The sequence below is a fragment of the Paenarthrobacter histidinolovorans genome, from assembly GCF_014647595.1.
Lineage (GTDB): Bacteria > Actinomycetota > Actinomycetes > Actinomycetales > Micrococcaceae > Arthrobacter > Arthrobacter histidinolovorans.
Genome location: NZ_BMPM01000009.1, coordinates 66,214 through 84,369, shown reverse-complemented (window position 1 = coordinate 84,369; position 18,156 = coordinate 66,214). Strand labels below are relative to the sequence as shown.

The window sequence follows — 18,156 nt, the reverse complement described above, 5'->3', positions numbered from 1 at the left end:
TGGTGTTCGTCCGGCTCAGCGGCGGCCGGCGAGGAAGCGGGCCATTTCACGCTGCGGTTCGCCGGTGCCGTAGGCCTCGCGGTGGACACGTTTGGCTTCGGCCATCGCGTCGCTGAGATCGTCGTCTTCCAGGCTGCGCAGGCGGTTCTTGGTCAGCCGAACGGCGCCCGGAGGAAGGAGGCTCAAGCGTGCGGCGACGTCCTTGGCGTAAGCCAGCACGCCGCCGTCGTCCGCCAAGTAGTTAAGGAGGCCGAGCCGCTGTGCCTCGGCAGCGTCCACCAGTTCGCCGGTGAGGACGAACTGGGAGGTTTTGGACTTGCCGAGGATGCTCCACATGGCCCAGATTCCGGTGATGCTGGGGATGCCGGAGAGGACTTCCGGCTGACCCATACGGACTTTGGAATCGCCAACGCGGAGGTCCGCGAGCAGTGAGTACTGGAAACCGGAGCCTGCGGCGACGCCGTTGACCGCGGCGATGGTGATCTGGTCGAGGTTGCGGACTGCACGGTAGAGGCGATCAAAGCCGTCGATCCAGGCTTCGGCAGACTCGTGATCCTCGGGGTTCATCGACGCGGTCTCGGCCAGATCCTGTCCGGCGCAGAACGCGCGGCCGCTGCCGGTGAGGATAACTGTGCGGACTTCGTCGTTGCCCTTAAGGCCTTCCAGGTAGTCGATGAGTTCGCTGCGCATGGCCTCGGTCCAGGCGTTGAGCTTGTCCGGGCGGTTGAGGGTGATGATGGCGGTGGGGCCGGTCTGTTCGAAGAGGACATCCTGGGACATTGGGGAGTTTCCTTTGGTTTGTTGGGCTTCTTGGTTCCCATCTGACCATCGGCGAATGTGACCCGTCTAACATCAATATATACTCATCTTGATACCAAACTGATATGGTGCCGCGATGGACCTTCACCATCTCAAGTACTTTGTGGTGCTCTCCGAGGAGCTGCATTTCGGTCGCGCCGCGCAGCGTTTGCACATGGCTCAGCCGCCGCTTTCGCAACGGATCAAGGACCTGGAGAAAGAGCTCGGGGTGCAGCTGTTCCACCGGAGGCGCACCGGCGTCGAGCTGTCTGAAGCCGGGGCTTTGCTGCTGGAGCACGCGCGTGGCGTGCTGGATCATGTGGCCATGGCGCAGGAATCGATGCGGCGGATCCGGCCCGGCGCTTCGGGCATCCTGCAGGTGGCGGTACCGCCGGACACGAACCCGGTGGCGTTGTCCACAATGGTGTCTTTCTTTAGTTCGCTTGCACCCGACGTTCTGCTGAACCTTCACGAGCTCACCACCGTTGAGCAGGTTGAGCGACTGCGCGACGGCGAACTGGACGTTGCGGTGGTGCGTCACCCTTTGAGCAGCGTGGGTTTCGAGTCGGGGGCTTTGTATTCGCGGGCGCTGGGAGTGGTGCTGAACGCGGCGCACCCGTTGGCTTCGTCGGAGGCCGTGCGGCTGGGTGACTTGGCCGGGAGTCCGTTGATCATCTTCCCGCGCCACATGGCACCCACCCTGTACGACTCGTTCCTGCACACGTGCCGGGATGCCGGGTATCTTCCTGCTGCGATTGTCCACGCACGGAATCAGCACTTCACGCACGGGCTGATCATGGCTGGCCGTGGGGTGCACTTCAATGAGGAGCCGTGGACACCGTTGCCTTCGGGCATTGTGTGGCGGCCACTGGTTGGTGATCCCCTGGCCTGGCGGACGTCGGCGCTGTGGCTGAAGAGCCGACGGTCAGCGGAGACGGACGCGTTCGTTGCAGCTGTGGGTGCGGGGTTGGAAGCGGGCGGGCACGGGTAATTGCCTTTGGCTTAGTTGGTGACCAGCTATTCAGTTGGATCAGCGATCTTCAAAATTTATGCGGGCCATCAGCCATTCTCGTGAATGTGGAAGGTGTGCCAGATTTGCTGCCATGCTCCACCAAAGGACAGTCGGAGCGCGGTCGTCCAAAATCAAACTCTGTTTCGACCCAAGGATTTGCTTGCTTCGATCAAGGATGAAAGATGGTGAACATGATTCATGACCCGTGGGAGTGCACTGAACTGCAGGAGCCTCCAAAGGATTGGATACGTGCCACCGAGAACGGTTGGGGCGCCTTGGTCGTCTGGGCTGCTGGTCCTGGCAACGTTACGAGAGTGCGCTCGGCACCGGATGACCGGTACGGTTCGATTGCCCGCCTACCCGGGGACGGAGAACGGAGTCAGCAATTCCTGCTGACTGAAGCCGACCTCTCATCCATCGACGACGACATTGATGCCTATCTGGCCGATGCGGGAATTCCGCCAAGACCCCGCGGATTCAACTGGTTCATCCGTCGCCCGTCCGGCATCGACCTTGACGACGATACGTTCTGGGGTGCCATTTGGGATGCCACAACAAAGCGACTTCCGCACGAAGGTTTGCGTCCGTCAATGATGACAGGACCCGCGAAGGAGGCCATGGCTCGCTTCTACCAGGACTGAGATCCAGCGCATTCAGTGCGGTCCACAGGACCCCGTGGTGCCGGTGACCGGTAATGCTCGTGGCATAGAATCGCGAGAAGTGCGAAGCAGAGCGCCGAAATTTCGGCACCGCTATTGGGGGAAGAGGTCAGAATGTTCGGTTCGAAGAAGAAGCTTAACGGTCTGGTGGAGCATCTCAGGCCGGACCTCAGTCGGGAGTCGCTCGGCGTCGGCCCCAATTTCCCGGGCGTCGCCCCGAACCCGGTCCTCAGCGGGGAAGCGCGGAAGCGCAATGCGGAACTGCGCAATGGAACGCTGGCGCTTGGTGTTCTCGTCGACTGGCGGGAGGTCAACAGCAACCCGCGCGTTGTCCTGATGCTCGACGTGGAGACCGCCGACGGCACCTCGTTCCGCGGTATCGCAGACGAAAGCCTGACGATCACCGCGCTCACCCGACTCGCCCCAGGACAGACGCTGCCAGTGCGCTACCGGCCGGCTGTCATGGACCACTACGTTGCACTTGCCACCGACGCGAACCCCGCCGATGTGCAGCAGCTTTCTGACTTGATCGCGAGCCGCAAGAGGAGCTGACTCAGAGCCGCAAACCGCCAAGGGACGCAGAGCCACGCTGGTAACAACTCCCCCGGTACCAGGCCAGCGCCGCCCACACGCTCACGACCGATAGTCTTATCTCGACTGGGAATCGCCCGGCTAAAAAAGTAGACCCAATGGGGGAAATAGAGTGAAGAAGTTTGCGCTGCAGAGCGTCGGAATGTCGGCGTTGGTAGTGATCGCACTAACCGGATGTGGTGGGTCAACCGGCTCCACTGATAGCGCTTCGCAAGAGGCTACGGCCACGCCGACGCCCACCGCCGCCAAGCAGTACACCAACGACGAGCTCGTTGAACTGGTCAAGCAGATCAAGCCGAAGTCAGGCAAGGAATTGACCATTGCTTCCAGCGAGGAACTCGCCCAAGAGAACCCCATGAAGGCGCTCATGAGCATGTTCACCATCGAACCGGCTGAGTGCAAGGACCTCGCAACGCTGGGTGGCAGTGAGACCCTCGCCGGCTCAACCACCGCTGCCGGCGCAGATCTGGACGCTGCATCAGGGGTCATGACCATGGTGACCCTTACGTCCGGGCTCGATAAGCAGAAGCTTCAGGACAGCATCGATAAGAGCGGTGTCCAGGCAGAGAAGTGCTCGAAGATGACGCTGTCCATGTCCGGTCAATCGATGAACGTCGCCACTGAAAAGTTCGACGGCATCAACACGGTCCCCGGAACTGTGGCTTACAAGACCGAAATGTCCACAGCCAGCGGCGCGGCACAAACCACCTACATGGCTTATGCCATCAAGGAGGGCGTGCTGATCTCCGCTACGGCGTCCGGCAAGGGCGCTGATGCCAACGGCGTTGCCACGGCCAGCGACCTCATGGAGCAGGCAGCAGCACTGATCAAGTAGCAGGCCGCCCGCTCAGGGCCACGATCCGCGCTGGGTCGTGGCCCTGAACCTCCTTCCACCACCGAAGCTTTAGAGGAGCGCGGCAACCTTCTGGGCTGTCGCTTTGGCCGATCCCGGATTCTGGCCGGTGACCAGGTTGCCGTCCGCGATGGCGTAGGAGACGAACGGGAGCAGGGCTTTCTCGTAGAGCGCTCCTCGTCCTTTCATCTCCTCCTCGGCGTTGTACGGCACCAGCTTGTCGACCCGAGCCAGCACTTCTTCCTGCCACGCGAAGCCAGTCACTTTCCGGCCCTGAACCAGGAGGCTGCCGTCTGAAAGCCTCGTGTTGAGCAGGCCGCAGTAACCGTGACAGACCGAGGACACGATGCCGCCTCGTTCCCAGATTTCGCGGGTAATCCTCTGCAATGCTTCGCTGTCAGGAAAGTCGTACATCACCGCATGGCCGCCGGTGAAGTAGATGGCGTCGTAGTCGGCCGAGTTGATGCTCTCCGGGCTGGCGGTGTTTTCAAGAAGGGCCATCCGCGCCGGGTCGTTGTGCCACGACTTGGCTGCTTTGTCGTAGCTGGGGAACTTCAGTGAGCGTGGTTCCAAAGGGGCAGGACCGCCTTGCGGGCTGACAATGTCCTGTTCGAAACCGTGAGCCTCGAAGACCTCCCAGGCGTGAACCAGTTCGGACAGCCACAGGCCGGTGCGGTGCGACGGATCGTCGTAGTGGCTGACATTGGTGACGACGTGAAGGATGCGTTTTGTCATGCTCGTTCTCCTGGAGGTGTGACCGGATCGGGCCTAGCTACGCGCATTGAGCGCGAAGACCGCCCCAACCGCCGACTGCACACGGGCTGCGACGTCGTCGCTGGTTTGAGGCCGTAACTTGCCGTCGAGATGAAGGAACGCCAGGCCATGCGCCATGCTCCATAGCGCGATGGACAGGTTTGAGTTGTTCGCGCCCGGGAAAAGGCGTTCGATCGCTTGGTTCAACGTCTCGTGCAACCCTTCCGAGGCCTGGACGCGTTCGCTGTCCTCCTCGTCGCATTCGTTGCCGAACATCAACCGGAACACGGCCGGACGCCTCAAGGCGAACCCAACGTAGGCCACTCCGAGTGCCGTGATCACGTCCTCTGGCACCGAGGGATCCCCCAGGACGGCGAGCGCGTCCTCAAGATCCGCGCGGAGGTCCTTGAATCCCTCAACAGCAACCGCACTGTCGAGCGCTTCCCTGTCGGCGAAGTGCCGGTAGGGGGCGGTGGGAGATACTCCTGCACGCCGGGCAACAGCCCGCAACGAGAACGGCTCACCCGCTTCAAGGCCCTCGACGGCGGCGGCGATCAGGGCCGCGCGAAGGTCGCCATGGTGGTAGCTCTTAGTCGATGTTGACACTGCTAACTTTGCCTCCTACGCTGATGTAAGCAGTGCAAACATATCGCATTGAGAAGCCAATGTCACTCGAATCAGCGGAGGTTGAATTGCAGACCATACTGGGCGCCAACGGCCAGATCGCCGTGGAACTCGCCCGCGAGCTACACCGTGCCTACACCGAGGAATTGCGGCTGGTGAGCCGCAACCCACGCAAGGTGAGCGAGTCCGACGTCGTCATAAGTGCGGACCTCCTCGACGCCAGCCAGACGGCTGCGGCCGTTGAGGGCAGCGACATCGTCTATTTCACCGCAGGGCTACCAGCGAAGACCGAGCTGTGGGAGGCCCAGTTCCCTACGATGCTCAGGAATGCGCTTGATGCGGCTCGGACTGCCGGCGCCAAGTTCGTCTATTTCGACAACACCTACATGTACCCCCAGGACGACCGCATCCAGACCGAGGAGACCCCCTTCGTTCCCAACGGACGGAAGGGAAAGGTCCGCGCGGCTATGTCGTCCATGGTGCTTGAGGAGATGGCCCGGGGCGACATTCCCGTCCTCATCGCCCGCGCTCCCGAGTTCTACGGGCCCGGCCGGACGCAGAGCTTCACCAACACCCTGATCATTGACCCTCTCAAGGCGGGCAAGAAGCCCCGCGTCCCGGTGCGGGCCGACCGAGTGCGCACGCTCATCTGGACCCCGGACGCGAGCCGTGCCCTTGCGCTTCTGGGCAATACCCCGGACGCCTACGGGCAGACCTGGCACCTTCCGGTGGCTGAGGAGCGGCCAACTTACCGGGAGTTCGCCACCATGGCCAGCGAAGCGTTTGGCCAGAAGCCCGGCTACACCGTCGTTCCCCGATGGGTTCTCACTGCAGCCGGGCTGTTCTCGCCGCAGGTACGGGAACTCAGGGAGCTACTGCCGCGCTACGAGCACCACAACCGCTTCGACTCCACGAAGTTCACCTCACGCTTCCCTGAGTTCGCGGTCACCAACTACTGCGATGGCCTGGCGATCATTCGCCGGGAGGCCGAGACGGTTCCGGCTAACTGACCGCAGCGGGTTCCAACACCTCCGTCACTACGCTTCTGTTCCGCGCCGACTCCTCGACGGCGGCCAGCACCCGCTGGATCTGCAGCCCGTCGGCGAACGACGGCGATGGCTGGGTTCCGTCGCGAACAGCCAGTAGGAAGTCGCGGACCTGGTGCGTGAAGGTGTGCTCCCAACCGATGACGTGCCCCTGCGGCCACCACGCCTGAAGGTACGGGTGCTGGGGCTCGGTGACCAGGATCCGCCGGAAGCCCTGCTCCCGCACAGGAAGCGTGGCGTCCAGGAAGCCGAGCTCATTCAGGTTCTCCAGATCAAACGTCAACGAACCCAAAGACCCGTAGATCTCTATCTTCAAAGAGTTCTTCTGACCCGTAGCCACTCGTGACGCTTCCACCGACGCACTGAGGCCACCGGTCATCCCCAAAGTGGCCCACGCGGCGTCGTCGACTGTCACCTTCTCCAGCCCAGCGGCACCGGGACGTTCGGCCACGAAAGTCCTCAACGTCCCGGTCACCTCGGTGACGGTTTGGCCCGTGAGGTGCTGGACCTGGTCGATAGCGTGGGAAGCGATGTCGCCCAGCGCGCCGGAGCCGGCTGTCTCCTTGCGGAGCCGCCAGCTCATGGGGGCCTCGACGTCGGACAGCCAGTCCTGCAGGTAGGCGGCACGGACGTGCCGCACAGTCCCGAGACGTCCTTCGGCAATCAAATCCCGGGCCAATGCCAGCGCCGGCACGCGGCGGTAGTTGAAGCCGATCATCGATTGCACGCCCCGGGCCCGCGCCGAAGCTGCGGCGGAAGCCATCAATTCGGCCTCTTCGAGAGTGTTGGCCAGCGGCTTCTCAACGAGCACATGCTTCCCCGCTTCCAAAGCCGCGATAGCGATCTCGGCGTGCATCCAGCCCGGTGCGCAGATATCCACAATGTCGATGTCGTCCCGTGAAATCACGGACCGCCAATCCGTAGCGGACTCCGCCCAGCCGTACTTGGCAGCCGCCTCGGCCACTGCCAAGGCGTCCCGACCGACCAACACTTTTTGTTCGAAGGCAGGGACGTCGAAGTAGCTGGCCACGTTCCGCCACGCGTTCGAGTGCGCCTTGCCCATGAAGGCATAGCCGATGGCGGCCACACCCAAGGGACGGCCAGTGGGAAGAAGTGTGGTCATCTTCTTAGGCCTCGAACCAGCCCCGCGAAGGGTTGGAAACCTCGGGTGACTCTCGGAAGACTCCGGGCTGGGCAACCCAGCCGACGCCGTTGGCGATGACTTTCTGGATCTGCGGCTGGTGGTACACCGGGTATTCCTGGTCGCCCGGGCTGAAGTAGAAGATCCGGCCCTTGCCGCGCGAGAACGTCACGCCTGAACGGAACACCTCTCCCCCGGTAAATGAGCTGATGAAGATCAGGTCGTCGGGTTCCGGAATGTCGAACAGTTCGCCGTACATTTCCTGCTGCGGAATCACGATGGGACTCTCAACGCCGGCTGCGATCGGGTGCGACGGCTTGACCGTCCAGACCAGTTCGCGTTCGCCCTCGTTGCGCCACTTCAGCGAGCAAGTGGTCCCCAGCAATCGGGTGAAGATCTTGGCGAAGTGCCCCGAGTGCAGCACCACCAGGCCCATGCCGCCGAGCACGTGGCGCTGCACGCGCTCCACGACCTCGTCAGCGACTTCGCCATGCGCAATGTGCCCCCACCACAGCAGCACGTCGGTCTGTTCCAGCACCTCTTCGGAAAGTCCGTGTTCCGGATCGGCGAGTGTCGCCGTCGAGATTTCGGAGTCCGGGTAGAAGCCGCGGAGCCCTGCGGCAATGGCGCCGTGGATCCCTTCGGGGTACATCTCACCGATCGTGGCGGGCTCATTGCGGGCCTCGTGCACGGCCTCGTTCCATACGACAATCTTCAATTTCGAATCAGACATTTCAGAGCACCACTTCACGTTGTTCAAGGGCGGACTTGTAGCAGGCATCGAGCACCAGGGCACGGCTGAGGGCTAGTGACCCGTCGTGGCTTCCCCACACGGTCTCACCGCCGCGGACGGCAGCAATGAAATCGTCGACGACGGTCTGGTGGGCTCGCCCGGGTTCGGCCACCACTTCGAAGTCGGCGTTCTCGCCGTCCTTCTCGGTGAAGACGCGGACGTCAGCAACCGGGTTCTCGGAGGCGCCGACCGAGCGCAAGTCCGCTCCGCCGTCGGTCCCGTAAACCGTGAAGTCCATCAGGTCCCGCTCGTCGCGGTAGGTGGCCCATCCGGCTTCCAGGATCAGGGTTCCGCCGCCTTCGAGCCGGATGAACGCGGAGGCGAAGTCTTCCACTTCAAACTTGTGGCTGGAGTTCGACGCAGTGTACCGGGCGTTGCCGCCGAGGCCGCGCGGACCGAGTTCGGAGTGGGTGGACGCCGAGACGGCCAGCACCTTGGGTTCGCCCAACAGGTGCAGCGAGTAGTCCAGGACGTGCACGCCGATGTCCGCAAGCGGTCCACCTCCGGCGAGTTCCGGGTTGGTGAACCAGCTGCCCAGCATCGGAATGCCTTGGCGTCGGAGCCAGGATGCCTTGGCGTAGTATGGGCGACCCAGCGTACCGGCGTCGATCACTTCCTTGAGCGCCTGGATGTCGCCGCGGCGGCGGTGGTTGAACGCGACGTCCAGGACCCTGCCGGCCTTGCGGGCTGCGTCCACCATCTGTTGACCCTCGACGGCGTTGCGCGCCAACGGCTTTTCGCTCAGCACATGCAGTCCCCGTTCGAGCGAAGCAATCGCGATCGGTGCGTGCAGGAACGTCGGCACGGCGACGCTGACGGCGTCGAGGCCTTCAAGCTCGATCATGTCCTCCCAGCGGGCGAAGGCGTGGGGAATGCTGTACTCCTCTTTCAGCTGGGCTAGGAGGTCTGCTTCCATGCCTGCGACGGCCACAATCTCGACGCCGGGAATGTTGCTGTACGCCTTGAGGTGCTGCTGGCCGGCCCAACCGATGCCCACAACTCCCACCTTGAGGCTTGCGGACGGGGCCTGCTGCTGAATGCTCACGTTGTTCCTGTTCTTTCTGGGGTTACTGGGGTTTAGGGTTAGCCCTTGACGGCACCGGCGGTCATGCCGGAAACAATGCGCTTCTGGCACACGAGCACCAGGATCACGAGCGGGACGGTGATGATCACTGATGCGGCGCTGATGGTGCCGAGGGGTTGGTCGAACTCGCTGGTTCCGCTGAAGAACGCAATCGCCACCGGCACGGGGCGGGCTTCGGGCGAGGTGGTCAGCGTGACGGCCAGGAGGAATTCGTTCCAGACCGAGATGAACACCAGGATGGCCGTCGTCGCCAAGCCGGGGACCGCCAGCGGGAGGATCACCTTGCGGAAGGCGACGAACGGTGTGGCGCCGTCCATGTACGCGGATTCCTCCAGCTCACGCGGAATCTCCTTGAAGAACGACGTCAGGGTGTAGATCGCCAGCGGCAACGCGAACGTCAGCTTCGGGATGATGAGGCCCAGCAAGGTGTCATACAGGCCGATCTCGCGCCAGATGGAGAACATCGGGGCCGCGATGGCGATGGCCGGGAACGTGGTCACCGAGAGGATCAGCGTCAGGATCATCGCCTTGCGGCGCATCTTCAGCCGGGCCAGCGCATAGGCAGCGAAGGACGCGAACACCAGCGCCACGGTTGTGGTCACGAAGGCGATAATCACCGAGTTGCGCAAGGCCAGGAGGAACTCGGGGTTCTGGAAGACCACCAGATAGTTCTCAAGGGTCGGCTGGCTCGGGAAGAGCTCGCCTTGGGACAGGCTCGCTCCCTTCTTAAGGGAGGTGTTCACCAGCCAGTAGAACGGGATGAGCGAGAAAGCCATGACGGCCACCACGAACACCCACACCAAGGGGTGCAGTTTCGATTCCCCACGCAAGCGACGCTTCGGCGCCTTGCGGGCGGTGGCGAGTTCCGGCGTCGGGCGTTCTGCAATCAGTGTGCTCATTGTTCCTCCTTCGCGACGTCGCGGATGTTGCCGCCGGCGAAGCGGACGTAGATGACCGAGACCACCATGACAGTGAGGAAGGTCAGGATGGACAGCGCCGAGCCCTCGCCTACCAGCCGGTTTTCGCGCAGTTGCGTGTAGGCGAGCATGGACATGGATTCGGTGCCGTTGGCGCCGCGGGTGAGCACGAACGGGAGGTCGAAGACGCGGAGGGCATCCATGGTGCGGAAAATCGCGGCGAGGACGATTGCCGGACGCAGGAGCGGCAGGGTGATGTTCACGAAGGTCTGCCATTTGCTGGCGCCGTCGAGTTCTGCGGCCTCGTACGTTTCGGCGGAGATGACCTGCAGGCCGGCCAGGATGATGAGCGCGGCGAACGGGGTGGTCTTCCAGACGTCGGCCATGACGATCACGGCCATCGCGTAGCCGTGCTCACCGAGCCAGACGACGTCGCCGCCCGGCAAGCCGAGTGTGGAGAGGACGTTGGTGACCAGGCCCATGTGGGGCTGGAACATCGTTTGCCAGGTGATGGCGCTGACAACGGTGATGATCGCGTACGGCAGCAGAACCACGGTGCGCAGGACCGCGCGGCCCTTGAACGCGAGGTTGAGCAGCAAAGCCATGGCCGTGCCGAGGATGAGTTCCAGGCTGACCGAGAGGCCCGCGAAAAGGAACGTCTGGCCGAATGCAGCCCACCACTCTTGGCTTGCGAGGGCGTTGATGTAGTTTTCCAGTCCGACGAAGCGGGACAGGCCGGCGGTGCGGACGCTGTACTGGTTCAGCGAGAGCCAGATCGCGTAGCCGATGGGGACCGCCGCAACCAGCGCCATGATGACCAGCGACGGCGCGGTCATGCGGAACGCGAGCTTGCGTTCGGCGCGGTCGCGGCCGCTTTGCGTCTTGCCTCCGGGGTGGAGTGTTTTGAGGGCCATGACTAGAAGCTCGCCTTGGCGGTGGTGATTTCGTCAGCCATCTTCTTCACGGCTTCCTCGGTGGAGGCGGTGCCGGAGAGGACGGCGTAGACGTTCTTGTAGATCGCCTGGCTGATCTGCGGGTAGACCGGGGAGATCGGGCGCGGCTTGGCACCCTTCACCGAGGCGAGGAGTTCCGCGGCGAACGGCATCTTCTGGAGCACCGCGGCGTCAGAGTAGGCAGCTTCGTTGACCGGGGCCTGTGAGTAGTCCATGGCCACGTGCTTCTGCCAGTCCGGGGTGGTGGCGAAGTCGATGAACGCGACAGCCCCGGCCTGGTTGGTGGAGTGGGCCGAGATCGCCAGGTTCCAGCCGCCCAGCACGCCGGAGGCCTTGCCCCCTTCCCATGCGGGCAGCGGCGCGACCGCGAAGCTGGACGCCAGCGGTGTCGCGTTCAACAACCGGTACACGTGCGGCCAGTTGCGCTGGTATCCGAAGTCGCCGGACTCGTAGGCGAGGCGGGCCGGGTCTTCGTTGTAGGTGAGGACAGCGCGGTCCGCTGAGCCGTTTTTGAGGCCGTCGCTCATGAAGTTGAGGACGTCGCGGGTTTCCTTGGAGTCGATTTTGACGTCGCCCTGGTCGTTGAGCACCTCGCCGCCTGCGCTGTAGAGCATTTCGAGGAAGTTCACGGTGAGGCCCTCGTACTGCTTGCCTTGGTAGACGTAGCCGTTGCCGGGAGCCTTGGCGGCTTCCGCGTAGAGCTGTTGCCAGGACTCGGGCTTGGCTACCTTGTCCTTCTGGTAGTAGATCAAACCGGCGTTGGTGAAGAACGGCGAACCCCAGTACTTGTCCTGGTACTTGGTGGTTTCCACAGTGGAGGGAATGAGCCGGTCCTTGTTGGCTTCCACCAGCTTGGTCTGGTCCAGCAGCCAGCCCTGGGAGGCGAACTCGGAGGTCCAGATGACGTCCGTGACGAAGAGGTCGCACTCCGTGGACTTGCCCTCAAGCCGCTGCACGATCTGCGTGCGGGCTTCATCCGTGGTGGCGCCGATCTCCGTGTACTTGGCCGTGACCTTGCCGTTCGCCTTGGTGAACGCCTCAGCCGTGCCCTTGTAGATGCCGCTCGCGTCCTTGACGCCGCAGATGTTCACGGCACCGCTGGCATTAGCGCCCGACGCCGGATCGGCAGCTGCCGCTTTTTCCGCACCTTGGGGTGCTGCTCCCCCGCCGCAGGCGCTGAGGAGGAGGGCTGCTGCTACTGCGGTCGCGGCTAGGGCTTTGCGGTTTCTGGCTTTGTTCTGGAGCGGGAGAGCAGGTCGGTTCAAGTCCACAAGTGGCTCCTTTGGGGTCTGTGGGCGGGTGGCGTTCAGTGCGCGTTTTGGCTGTCCCGCGTGCTGAGGGTGGCTTCGTTGCCGGTGGTTCTTTTGATCTGTGGAATCGATTCCAAATGTTGTCTGGAAAAACGGCCTTGCGGCCGTGGAATCGATTCCAAAGTAGTGTGACAGGGACCACTGAGGGCTGTCAACCCTCTTTATTTCGTGGAGTCCCTGATGACGAGTTCATGCGGGAGGAAGGTTCTTCCCTTGCGATGCGAACCCTCGACGGTCATCCGCTCCAGGAGTTCAGCGAAGGCCACGCGGCCCATCTCGTAGGCGGGTTGCCTCACCGTGGTTAGCTCCGGGACACACATTTCAGCTTGGGCCGAGTCATCGAAGCCTGCCACGGCGATGTCATCGGGAACTCGTAGTCCGGCGTCGGTGAGTTCCCGGACGCACCCGGCGGCGACCACGTCGGTCCCGCAGAAAACGGCGTCCGGGCGGTCTTTTGCTTTGAGAAGCTTCTTGGCGAGCGTACGGCCGGCGTGGAAGCCGAAGTTGCCTTCGCCGAACAGGATCTGGTCCGGCTCCAGGCCTTGCTCAGTAAGCGCTTGGCGGAAGCCCTCTTCCCGGAGCCGGCCCGAGCGGGCACCCCTGTGGGCGAGCATGGCCAGATTCTTGGCGCCGGTGTTGATCAGGTGCTTGGTGATGTCGTAGGCCGCCTGGCGGTCATCGATGGACACCCCGAACGCTGACTCAGCGTCGACGATTTCACAGACCTGGATGACGCTTAGCTGCTCGGCGACAACGTTGACTTCCTCGTCCGGCATCGTGGGCGAGAAGATGACCAGCCCATCCACTGAGCCGTTGCGCAGCATGTCCACGAGTTGCTGTTCACGATCCAAGTCCCCGTCGGTGGCTGCGATGAGGCTGACGTAGCCCGAGTCTGCCGCCGCGTCACCGACACCACGGAAGACCTCGCTGATCACGAGCGAATCCAGGTTCTTGGCGAGGGCCAGCACGCGCATCGTCCGGTCTCTTCTGAGGTCCCTCGCCGAAGCAAGCGGGCGATAGCTAAGCTCCCGGATGGCGGCGTTGACCTTTTCCTTGGCCGCCGCACTAACGGCCGAACTCCCGTTCAAGACGCGGGACACCGTCCCCACGGACACCCCCGCCGTTCTGGCGACGTCCTGAACTGTCGGCCGAGCCATTCATTGTCCTTCCACGGATGGTGCTACCACTAGACCCCGACCGTTTCGACCGGCGATTCTCAGCTTAGTCCCAGGATCAAAGGCGGCCCCCCATGCGAAGTTCCATAACTGAAGGCGAATCTTGAAGTCGATTGTCACTCATGTGTGAGGGTAGTAAAGACGAGAACTTCTCTCCTTTGCCACAGGTTCGATTCGGCGACATCGACCATCGCTTACAAAACTAATGATTTCAGAAAGTAAAGCCACTTCCTCATTCCGGACCGCCGCTGCTGAATCGTTGGCAAAGTTAGGAATGCATCTGTAATGGAGATCGAGGCCAGCTAGCCAAGAAGCTCCGTTAGATCAAGCTTCTTACGCAGCTTTGCGATCGGACCGCCCCAGGTGCCGGTTTTGAAAGCCCATTGACCAGCAACCAAGCTCGGAGCAACACCCAAAGTTTTGGCCAGCGAAAGAATCCCGCGCTCAGTCGTCGCTCTGGTCAGTTGTTCCCGGAACTCTACTGGGATCAAGTGGTTCTGCGCGAACTCGTTCGCGGCGGTTTCTTGCGCATCAGAATCATCGTCTGCCTTAAAACCATCAATGAACGTACTTCTCTTGGGATGCAGAAGCACGTGTGCTATCTCGTGCAAGATGGTGAACCACAAGCTATCTAGCGCCTTGTAGCGGCTTGTTACAGCGATCATTGGAGTCCCATTGATCCAACGCGATACACCACTGATGCGAGTATTGGGGATTTCCGACACGAATACGAGAACAACACCTGTAGCCAACAGCAACTGTTGTGCTTCCGTAAAGGCATCCGCAACATTCTCATTTATGGTGAGCTTAGGAAGAACTTCGGCGGCGACTTTAAGTTTTGCCGCATCATAGGCTGGCGCATTTTCTATCAGGTCTGCTGCATGCAGTTCCGACAAACGTAACCAGAGAGCAGTCAAGTCCGGGTCAATGGAATGAATTTGACTTCTCTTGTAAGACGCCTGAGGCTCAAGCCAGGTCTTTGCATAGGCAGACGGCGACGCCACTGAGAAGAAGTCAAGAAGCTTCGCAGCAAGCTCAGGACCTACATCAGACTCTTGTATAACCCTACGGTCAATCAACAATTGTCGAGGGAATGAATTAGCCCATTCAACGAATCTGGAAAGGGCTTTATTCCTGTCCTTACGGGCCTGATGAATCTGGCGTTCGGCCTCCATGTGAAGCCAGGTTTCGGCAGACGTCCCCAAAATTTGTTCGAGGGTAACGGCAACCTCAGGAGAAAGGGCAGCTGTCCCCTTGATCACGAGGTTGATGTGCTTCGTACTTAGACCGGTACGAGCGGCAAGCTGTGCTTGGCTGATTGCTTGATGATCGAGCTCCCTTTGCAGCCAGCGTCCAGGCTGGGGTGCGAAGTCAAATTGCGGGTCTGTGGCGGTGTAGGTGGTCATCATTCTCGATTCAGCTCGCTGGCCGGAGGATTGATCGGCCGCGAATATGTAAGTCCTGGACGAGTAGCGCTTTGGATGAAGCGTGTTCGGACAGCGAAGCCCGACTTAGCACGTCCCGCGGAACGCCGTCGGGACTGAGCGGTCGTACATGCATTTCAACCTCCTCGATCGAGAGCGCCAGATTCCCCGCAGCGACGTCGATCTGAACGCTTTGAAAGGTCATGAGGGCCCCCAACCGGGGGGCATGCCTGACAAGGCTGAGAAGATCTTCGGCTGCGGATGCCTGACCATCGGCGACAGCACGTAGGCGCGCCCCCGTGACACACGAGCGTTCAAGCTGGGGGCTTATCCACGCAAACTGCAATCTTTACCTCTTTGGTAAACGGAACATGTGCTAGAGTCGGATTTACCCGACAGGTATAGGTTACCTTCTTCCGCCCGAAAGGGCTGCAGGTTCAGAACAAAACAGAAAGGAGGGCCAACATATGGCCTCCAACATCAACACCTCCCTTCAGATCGTGATCGACGGCAAGGCGTTCCGCACCCAAGACGGGGACCAGGAAGCCGCAGCATTGCTGCGCCTGGCCAGCCGCGACCCGAAGGTTTTCGACCTCTTCTTGCTCAAAAAGAACGGAGTGGAAGAGAAGATCCGCGACGGGCAGATCATCAACCTCAAGAATGGCGATCAGTTCGTCTCTCGTCAGAAGCTTCACTTCACCATCGACGGCGAGTCGCAGAGTAGCTACGACGACGACCAGTCAGCGGCTGCGCTCCTGCGCCTCGCCGGAGTTGATCCAGCCGGTTACGACCTCGCCCGCATTCTGCCTGGCGGTGGCACGGAGACCTTCTCCGACGCGCAGATCGTGAAGATCAATGACGGGGACGAGTTCGTGACCGCCAAGCACGTAGGTGGTGTCGCGTGAGTGAGACCGCAGTTCTGGCAGGACCGGCCCAACAGTTCATCAATGACATGACTGCAGTCGGCGCCTCGGCCCGGGCAGACGGGCCTCGCATCCTCTACGATGTCGTCGCAGTAGGCGGGGACTTAAGCGGGCAGACGGTGACAACAGGCGTAAGCGTCTCCGAACTCCAGAGTTGGCCCATGGTTCCGCCTCATTGGATCCACCTTCCAGAATCAATTGCATTCGCCGCGACGAACGTTGATGAGGTTGACTGCCCACCGGGATGGAAGAGGCATTCACGCGAATACACCCACAACGACATGTCGGTCCCACCGGCTCTTTCGTGGCTCCGCCACGTGCGCGGCTTCATCTCCATCGCGATCCCGAAGGCGGCCTGAAATGCGGTACTCGGTAGCGATGGCCGGCGAAGTCGAAGCAGCCATGCGTGACCACCTCATTCGCGAAGATGGCCAGGAGGATGTGCTCGCCGCTACGTATGTCCTGTCCACCGGTGTGGAGCGCAGGACCGCTCTGATCAGGTCCGTAATCCTGCCCAACGAAGGCGACAGACACGTGCATGGGAACGCATCCTTTACCAGCGGATACGTACTCCGAGCCTCGAATGAGGCTCGGGCCGCCGGCCATGGGCTTGTTCTTCTGCACTCCCATCCGGCGTCCCGAGGTTGGCAATTCCTTAGTGACATGGACTGGGATACGGAGTCCGAGTATGAGCGCGTCGCCCGGGCCATCACCAAGATGCCGCTGCTGGGAATGACTCTCGGCGGCCGGGACACCTCCTGGTCGGCAAGGTTTTGGTTCGACCGTAAGGTACCGACTTGGGCGGAGTCAGTTCGATCCGTGTCTCCAAAGCTGAGCGTCACGTGGAATGACGAGCTGCGCCGGATCCCTGTCAACACCCGTTCGCAACAGCGGACGGTGTCCTCGTGGGGCGAGCGTTCTCAGGCTTCCATTGCGCGCCTGCGTGTCCTGGTCGTCGGCGGCGGCAGCGTCGGCCTGGACATTGCGCAGCGCCTGGCTGCAACCGGTCTCACTACGGTCGGCGTGATGGACTACGACGCCGTCGAGGCGGTCAACCTGGACCGTATGATCGGGGCAACAAGGCTTGACGCGGCACTCGGACGTTCCAAGGTTGATGTAGCCGCACGTCTGATGAGGTCTTCCGCGACCGCAGAGTCCTTCGAGATCCGCCGCCATGAGACAAGCATCACCGATCCCGTTGGCGTGAGTGCGGCGCTCGATTACGACGTCATCTTTTCCTGCGTGGACCGGCCATGGCCACGGGCAGTGTTGAACGCCCTCGCTTACACGGATCTGATTCCGGTCATCGATGGAGGCATCGCTCTCGACACCTTCGCCGACGGTCGAATGCGCAATGGCATATGGCGGGCACACACCCTAGTTCCAGGACGTCCGTGCATGGCCTGCATTGGTCAGCTGGTTGTCGGGGAGATTCAGCTAGACAAGCAGGGGCTTTTGGATGACCCTGTGTACATCGCAGGTACAGGCCGCGAACTCCCCTCCCGCCAGAACGTCGCCGCTCTGTCCGCCAGCGTCAGCGCCGCGCTTCTGGCGCAGTTCGTCAGTCTCACTGCACACCCGGGCGGGCGCGGCGTCCCCGCTCCGCTGCGTCATGTGCTGTCAACACACACACTTGAACACTCCCCTGCAACCACAGGTCTGTACTGCGCATACGAGAAGGCGACAGCATCAGGTGATACCCGTACGACGGTCGCCGAGCACCGTGACGACTGGCGCACAGTCGTTCATGAGCGTGCAATCAGAAAGCGTCCTTTCCCGCTACGCGTACTCTCGGCATTGGAGGACATCCTGCAGCGCGCGATTTCCCGCATCCTGTAGGACAAGCTCGGGGGCCGACCATTGGCGGTCGGTCCTGGGCATTGCTGGTGGCCAATCCTAAACAATGTGATTAGATGTTGTCTCAGTGAGAGCCTGACCCAGTTCGCAGCCTTACATGCGCGAAATGGGATGGGTGAAGCACCGTAAAAGAAGAGAGTCGGTCCAGCCGTGCAGGTTCGCAACCTGAGCTTTCACTAAGCGGGGGTTTCGAGTTCAAGTCTCGAGTCCGAGCAATCGGGCTACGTCTCAATTGGAAGAGCG

Annotated in this window: 20 protein-coding genes; 9 read left to right on the top strand and 11 right to left on the bottom strand. The window is 61.7% G+C overall.

Annotated features, from left to right (window positions below):
- Positions 1-15 precede the first annotated feature (15 nt).
- Positions 16-780: an enoyl-CoA hydratase/isomerase family protein gene (locus tag IEY62_RS18255; protein ID WP_189020534.1), complete on the bottom strand. Its 765-nt coding sequence runs from the start codon at positions 778-780 to the stop codon at positions 16-18.
- Positions 781-895: 115 nt separating this feature from the next.
- Here IEY62_RS18255 and IEY62_RS18250 point away from each other — a divergent pair, with 115 nt between their 5' ends.
- The 4 genes from IEY62_RS18250 (at position 896) to IEY62_RS18235 (ending at position 3,895) form a co-directional block, all read left to right on the top strand.
- Positions 896-1,789: a LysR family transcriptional regulator gene (locus IEY62_RS18250; RefSeq protein WP_189020532.1), complete on the top strand. Its 894-nt coding sequence runs from the start codon at positions 896-898 to the stop codon at positions 1,787-1,789.
- A 203-nt stretch (positions 1,790-1,992) separates the two neighbouring features.
- On the top strand, positions 1,993-2,451 hold the full coding sequence (locus IEY62_RS18245; RefSeq protein WP_189020530.1) for a DUF5956 family protein: 459 nt from the start codon (positions 1,993-1,995) through the stop codon (positions 2,449-2,451).
- A 132-nt stretch (positions 2,452-2,583) separates the two neighbouring features.
- Positions 2,584-3,021, top strand: a complete 438-nt coding sequence (locus tag IEY62_RS18240; RefSeq protein ID WP_189020528.1) for a hypothetical protein — start codon at positions 2,584-2,586, stop codon at positions 3,019-3,021.
- A 151-nt stretch (positions 3,022-3,172) separates the two neighbouring features.
- Positions 3,173-3,895: a hypothetical protein gene (locus IEY62_RS18235; protein ID WP_189020526.1), complete on the top strand. Its 723-nt coding sequence runs from the start codon at positions 3,173-3,175 to the stop codon at positions 3,893-3,895.
- Positions 3,896-3,964: 69 nt separating this feature from the next.
- Here IEY62_RS18235 and IEY62_RS18230 read toward each other — a convergent pair whose 3' ends face one another.
- Both IEY62_RS18230 and IEY62_RS18225 read right to left on the bottom strand, forming a co-directional pair.
- Positions 3,965-4,648, bottom strand: a complete 684-nt coding sequence (locus IEY62_RS18230) for a type 1 glutamine amidotransferase domain-containing protein (RefSeq protein ID WP_189020524.1) — start codon at positions 4,646-4,648, stop codon at positions 3,965-3,967.
- Positions 4,649-4,681: 33 nt separating this feature from the next.
- Complete coding sequence (locus tag IEY62_RS18225) at positions 4,682-5,272, bottom strand: TetR/AcrR family transcriptional regulator (RefSeq protein ID WP_189020522.1); 591 nt, start codon at positions 5,270-5,272, stop codon at positions 4,682-4,684.
- 59 nt (positions 5,273-5,331) lie between these two features.
- Between IEY62_RS18225 and IEY62_RS18220 the strand changes: the two genes are divergently transcribed.
- A complete protein-coding gene (locus IEY62_RS18220; RefSeq protein WP_229785432.1) occupies positions 5,332-6,300 on the top strand; it encodes an NAD-dependent epimerase/dehydratase family protein in 969 nt (322 codons plus the stop codon).
- Here IEY62_RS18220 and IEY62_RS18215 read toward each other — a convergent pair.
- The 8 genes from IEY62_RS18215 to IEY62_RS18180 all read right to left on the bottom strand — a co-directional run bounded on the left by IEY62_RS18215 (position 6,293) and on the right by IEY62_RS18180 (position 15,118).
- A complete protein-coding gene (locus IEY62_RS18215) occupies positions 6,293-7,459 on the bottom strand; it encodes a Gfo/Idh/MocA family protein (RefSeq protein ID WP_189020520.1) in 1,167 nt (388 codons plus the stop codon). The genes IEY62_RS18220 and IEY62_RS18215 overlap by 8 nt on opposite strands.
- Positions 7,460-7,463: 4 nt before the next feature.
- The gene (locus IEY62_RS18210; RefSeq protein ID WP_189020518.1) at positions 7,464-8,210 is read right to left on the bottom strand and encodes a ThuA domain-containing protein; all 747 of its coding nucleotides are present in this window, start codon (positions 8,208-8,210) and stop codon (positions 7,464-7,466) included.
- A gap of 1 nt (position 8,211) precedes the next feature.
- Entirely contained in the window at positions 8,212-9,315 is a 1,104-nt protein-coding gene (locus IEY62_RS18205) for a Gfo/Idh/MocA family protein (RefSeq protein ID WP_189020516.1), read from the bottom strand.
- A 38-nt stretch (positions 9,316-9,353) separates the two neighbouring features.
- Positions 9,354-10,253, bottom strand: a complete 900-nt coding sequence (locus tag IEY62_RS18200; protein ID WP_189020514.1) for a carbohydrate ABC transporter permease — start codon at positions 10,251-10,253, stop codon at positions 9,354-9,356.
- Positions 10,250-11,185: a carbohydrate ABC transporter permease gene (locus IEY62_RS18195; RefSeq protein WP_189020512.1), complete on the bottom strand. Its 936-nt coding sequence runs from the start codon at positions 11,183-11,185 to the stop codon at positions 10,250-10,252. The genes IEY62_RS18200 and IEY62_RS18195 overlap by 4 nt, the downstream gene beginning before the upstream one ends.
- A 2-nt stretch (positions 11,186-11,187) precedes the next feature.
- Positions 11,188-12,495 (bottom strand): ABC transporter substrate-binding protein, encoded by a 1,308-nt coding sequence (locus IEY62_RS18190; RefSeq protein ID WP_189020509.1) that lies wholly within the window; start codon positions 12,493-12,495, stop codon positions 11,188-11,190.
- 200 nt (positions 12,496-12,695) lie between these two features.
- On the bottom strand, positions 12,696-13,691 hold the full coding sequence (locus tag IEY62_RS18185; RefSeq protein WP_189020507.1) for a LacI family DNA-binding transcriptional regulator: 996 nt from the start codon (positions 13,689-13,691) through the stop codon (positions 12,696-12,698).
- Positions 13,692-14,011: 320 nt separating this feature from the next.
- Entirely contained in the window at positions 14,012-15,118 is a 1,107-nt protein-coding gene (locus tag IEY62_RS18180) for a HigA family addiction module antitoxin (RefSeq protein WP_189020505.1), read from the bottom strand.
- 145 nt (positions 15,119-15,263) lie between these two features.
- Here IEY62_RS18180 and IEY62_RS18175 point away from each other — a divergent pair, with 145 nt between their 5' ends.
- The 4 genes from IEY62_RS18175 to IEY62_RS18160 all read left to right on the top strand — a co-directional run bounded on the left by IEY62_RS18175 (position 15,264) and on the right by IEY62_RS18160 (position 17,895).
- A complete protein-coding gene (locus IEY62_RS18175; protein ID WP_189020503.1) occupies positions 15,264-15,422 on the top strand; it encodes a hypothetical protein in 159 nt (52 codons plus the stop codon).
- 178 nt (positions 15,423-15,600) lie between these two features.
- Entirely contained in the window at positions 15,601-16,038 is a 438-nt protein-coding gene (locus tag IEY62_RS18170) for a hypothetical protein (RefSeq protein WP_189020500.1), read from the top strand.
- A complete protein-coding gene (locus tag IEY62_RS18165) occupies positions 16,035-16,415 on the top strand; it encodes a hypothetical protein (protein WP_189020498.1) in 381 nt (126 codons plus the stop codon). Before IEY62_RS18170 ends, IEY62_RS18165 begins: the two co-directional genes overlap by 4 nt.
- A 1-nt stretch (position 16,416) precedes the next feature.
- Positions 16,417-17,895, top strand: coding sequence for a ThiF family adenylyltransferase (locus IEY62_RS18160; RefSeq protein ID WP_189020495.1), 1,479 nt, complete (start codon positions 16,417-16,419; stop codon positions 17,893-17,895).
- The last annotated feature ends 261 nt before the right edge of the window (positions 17,896-18,156 follow it).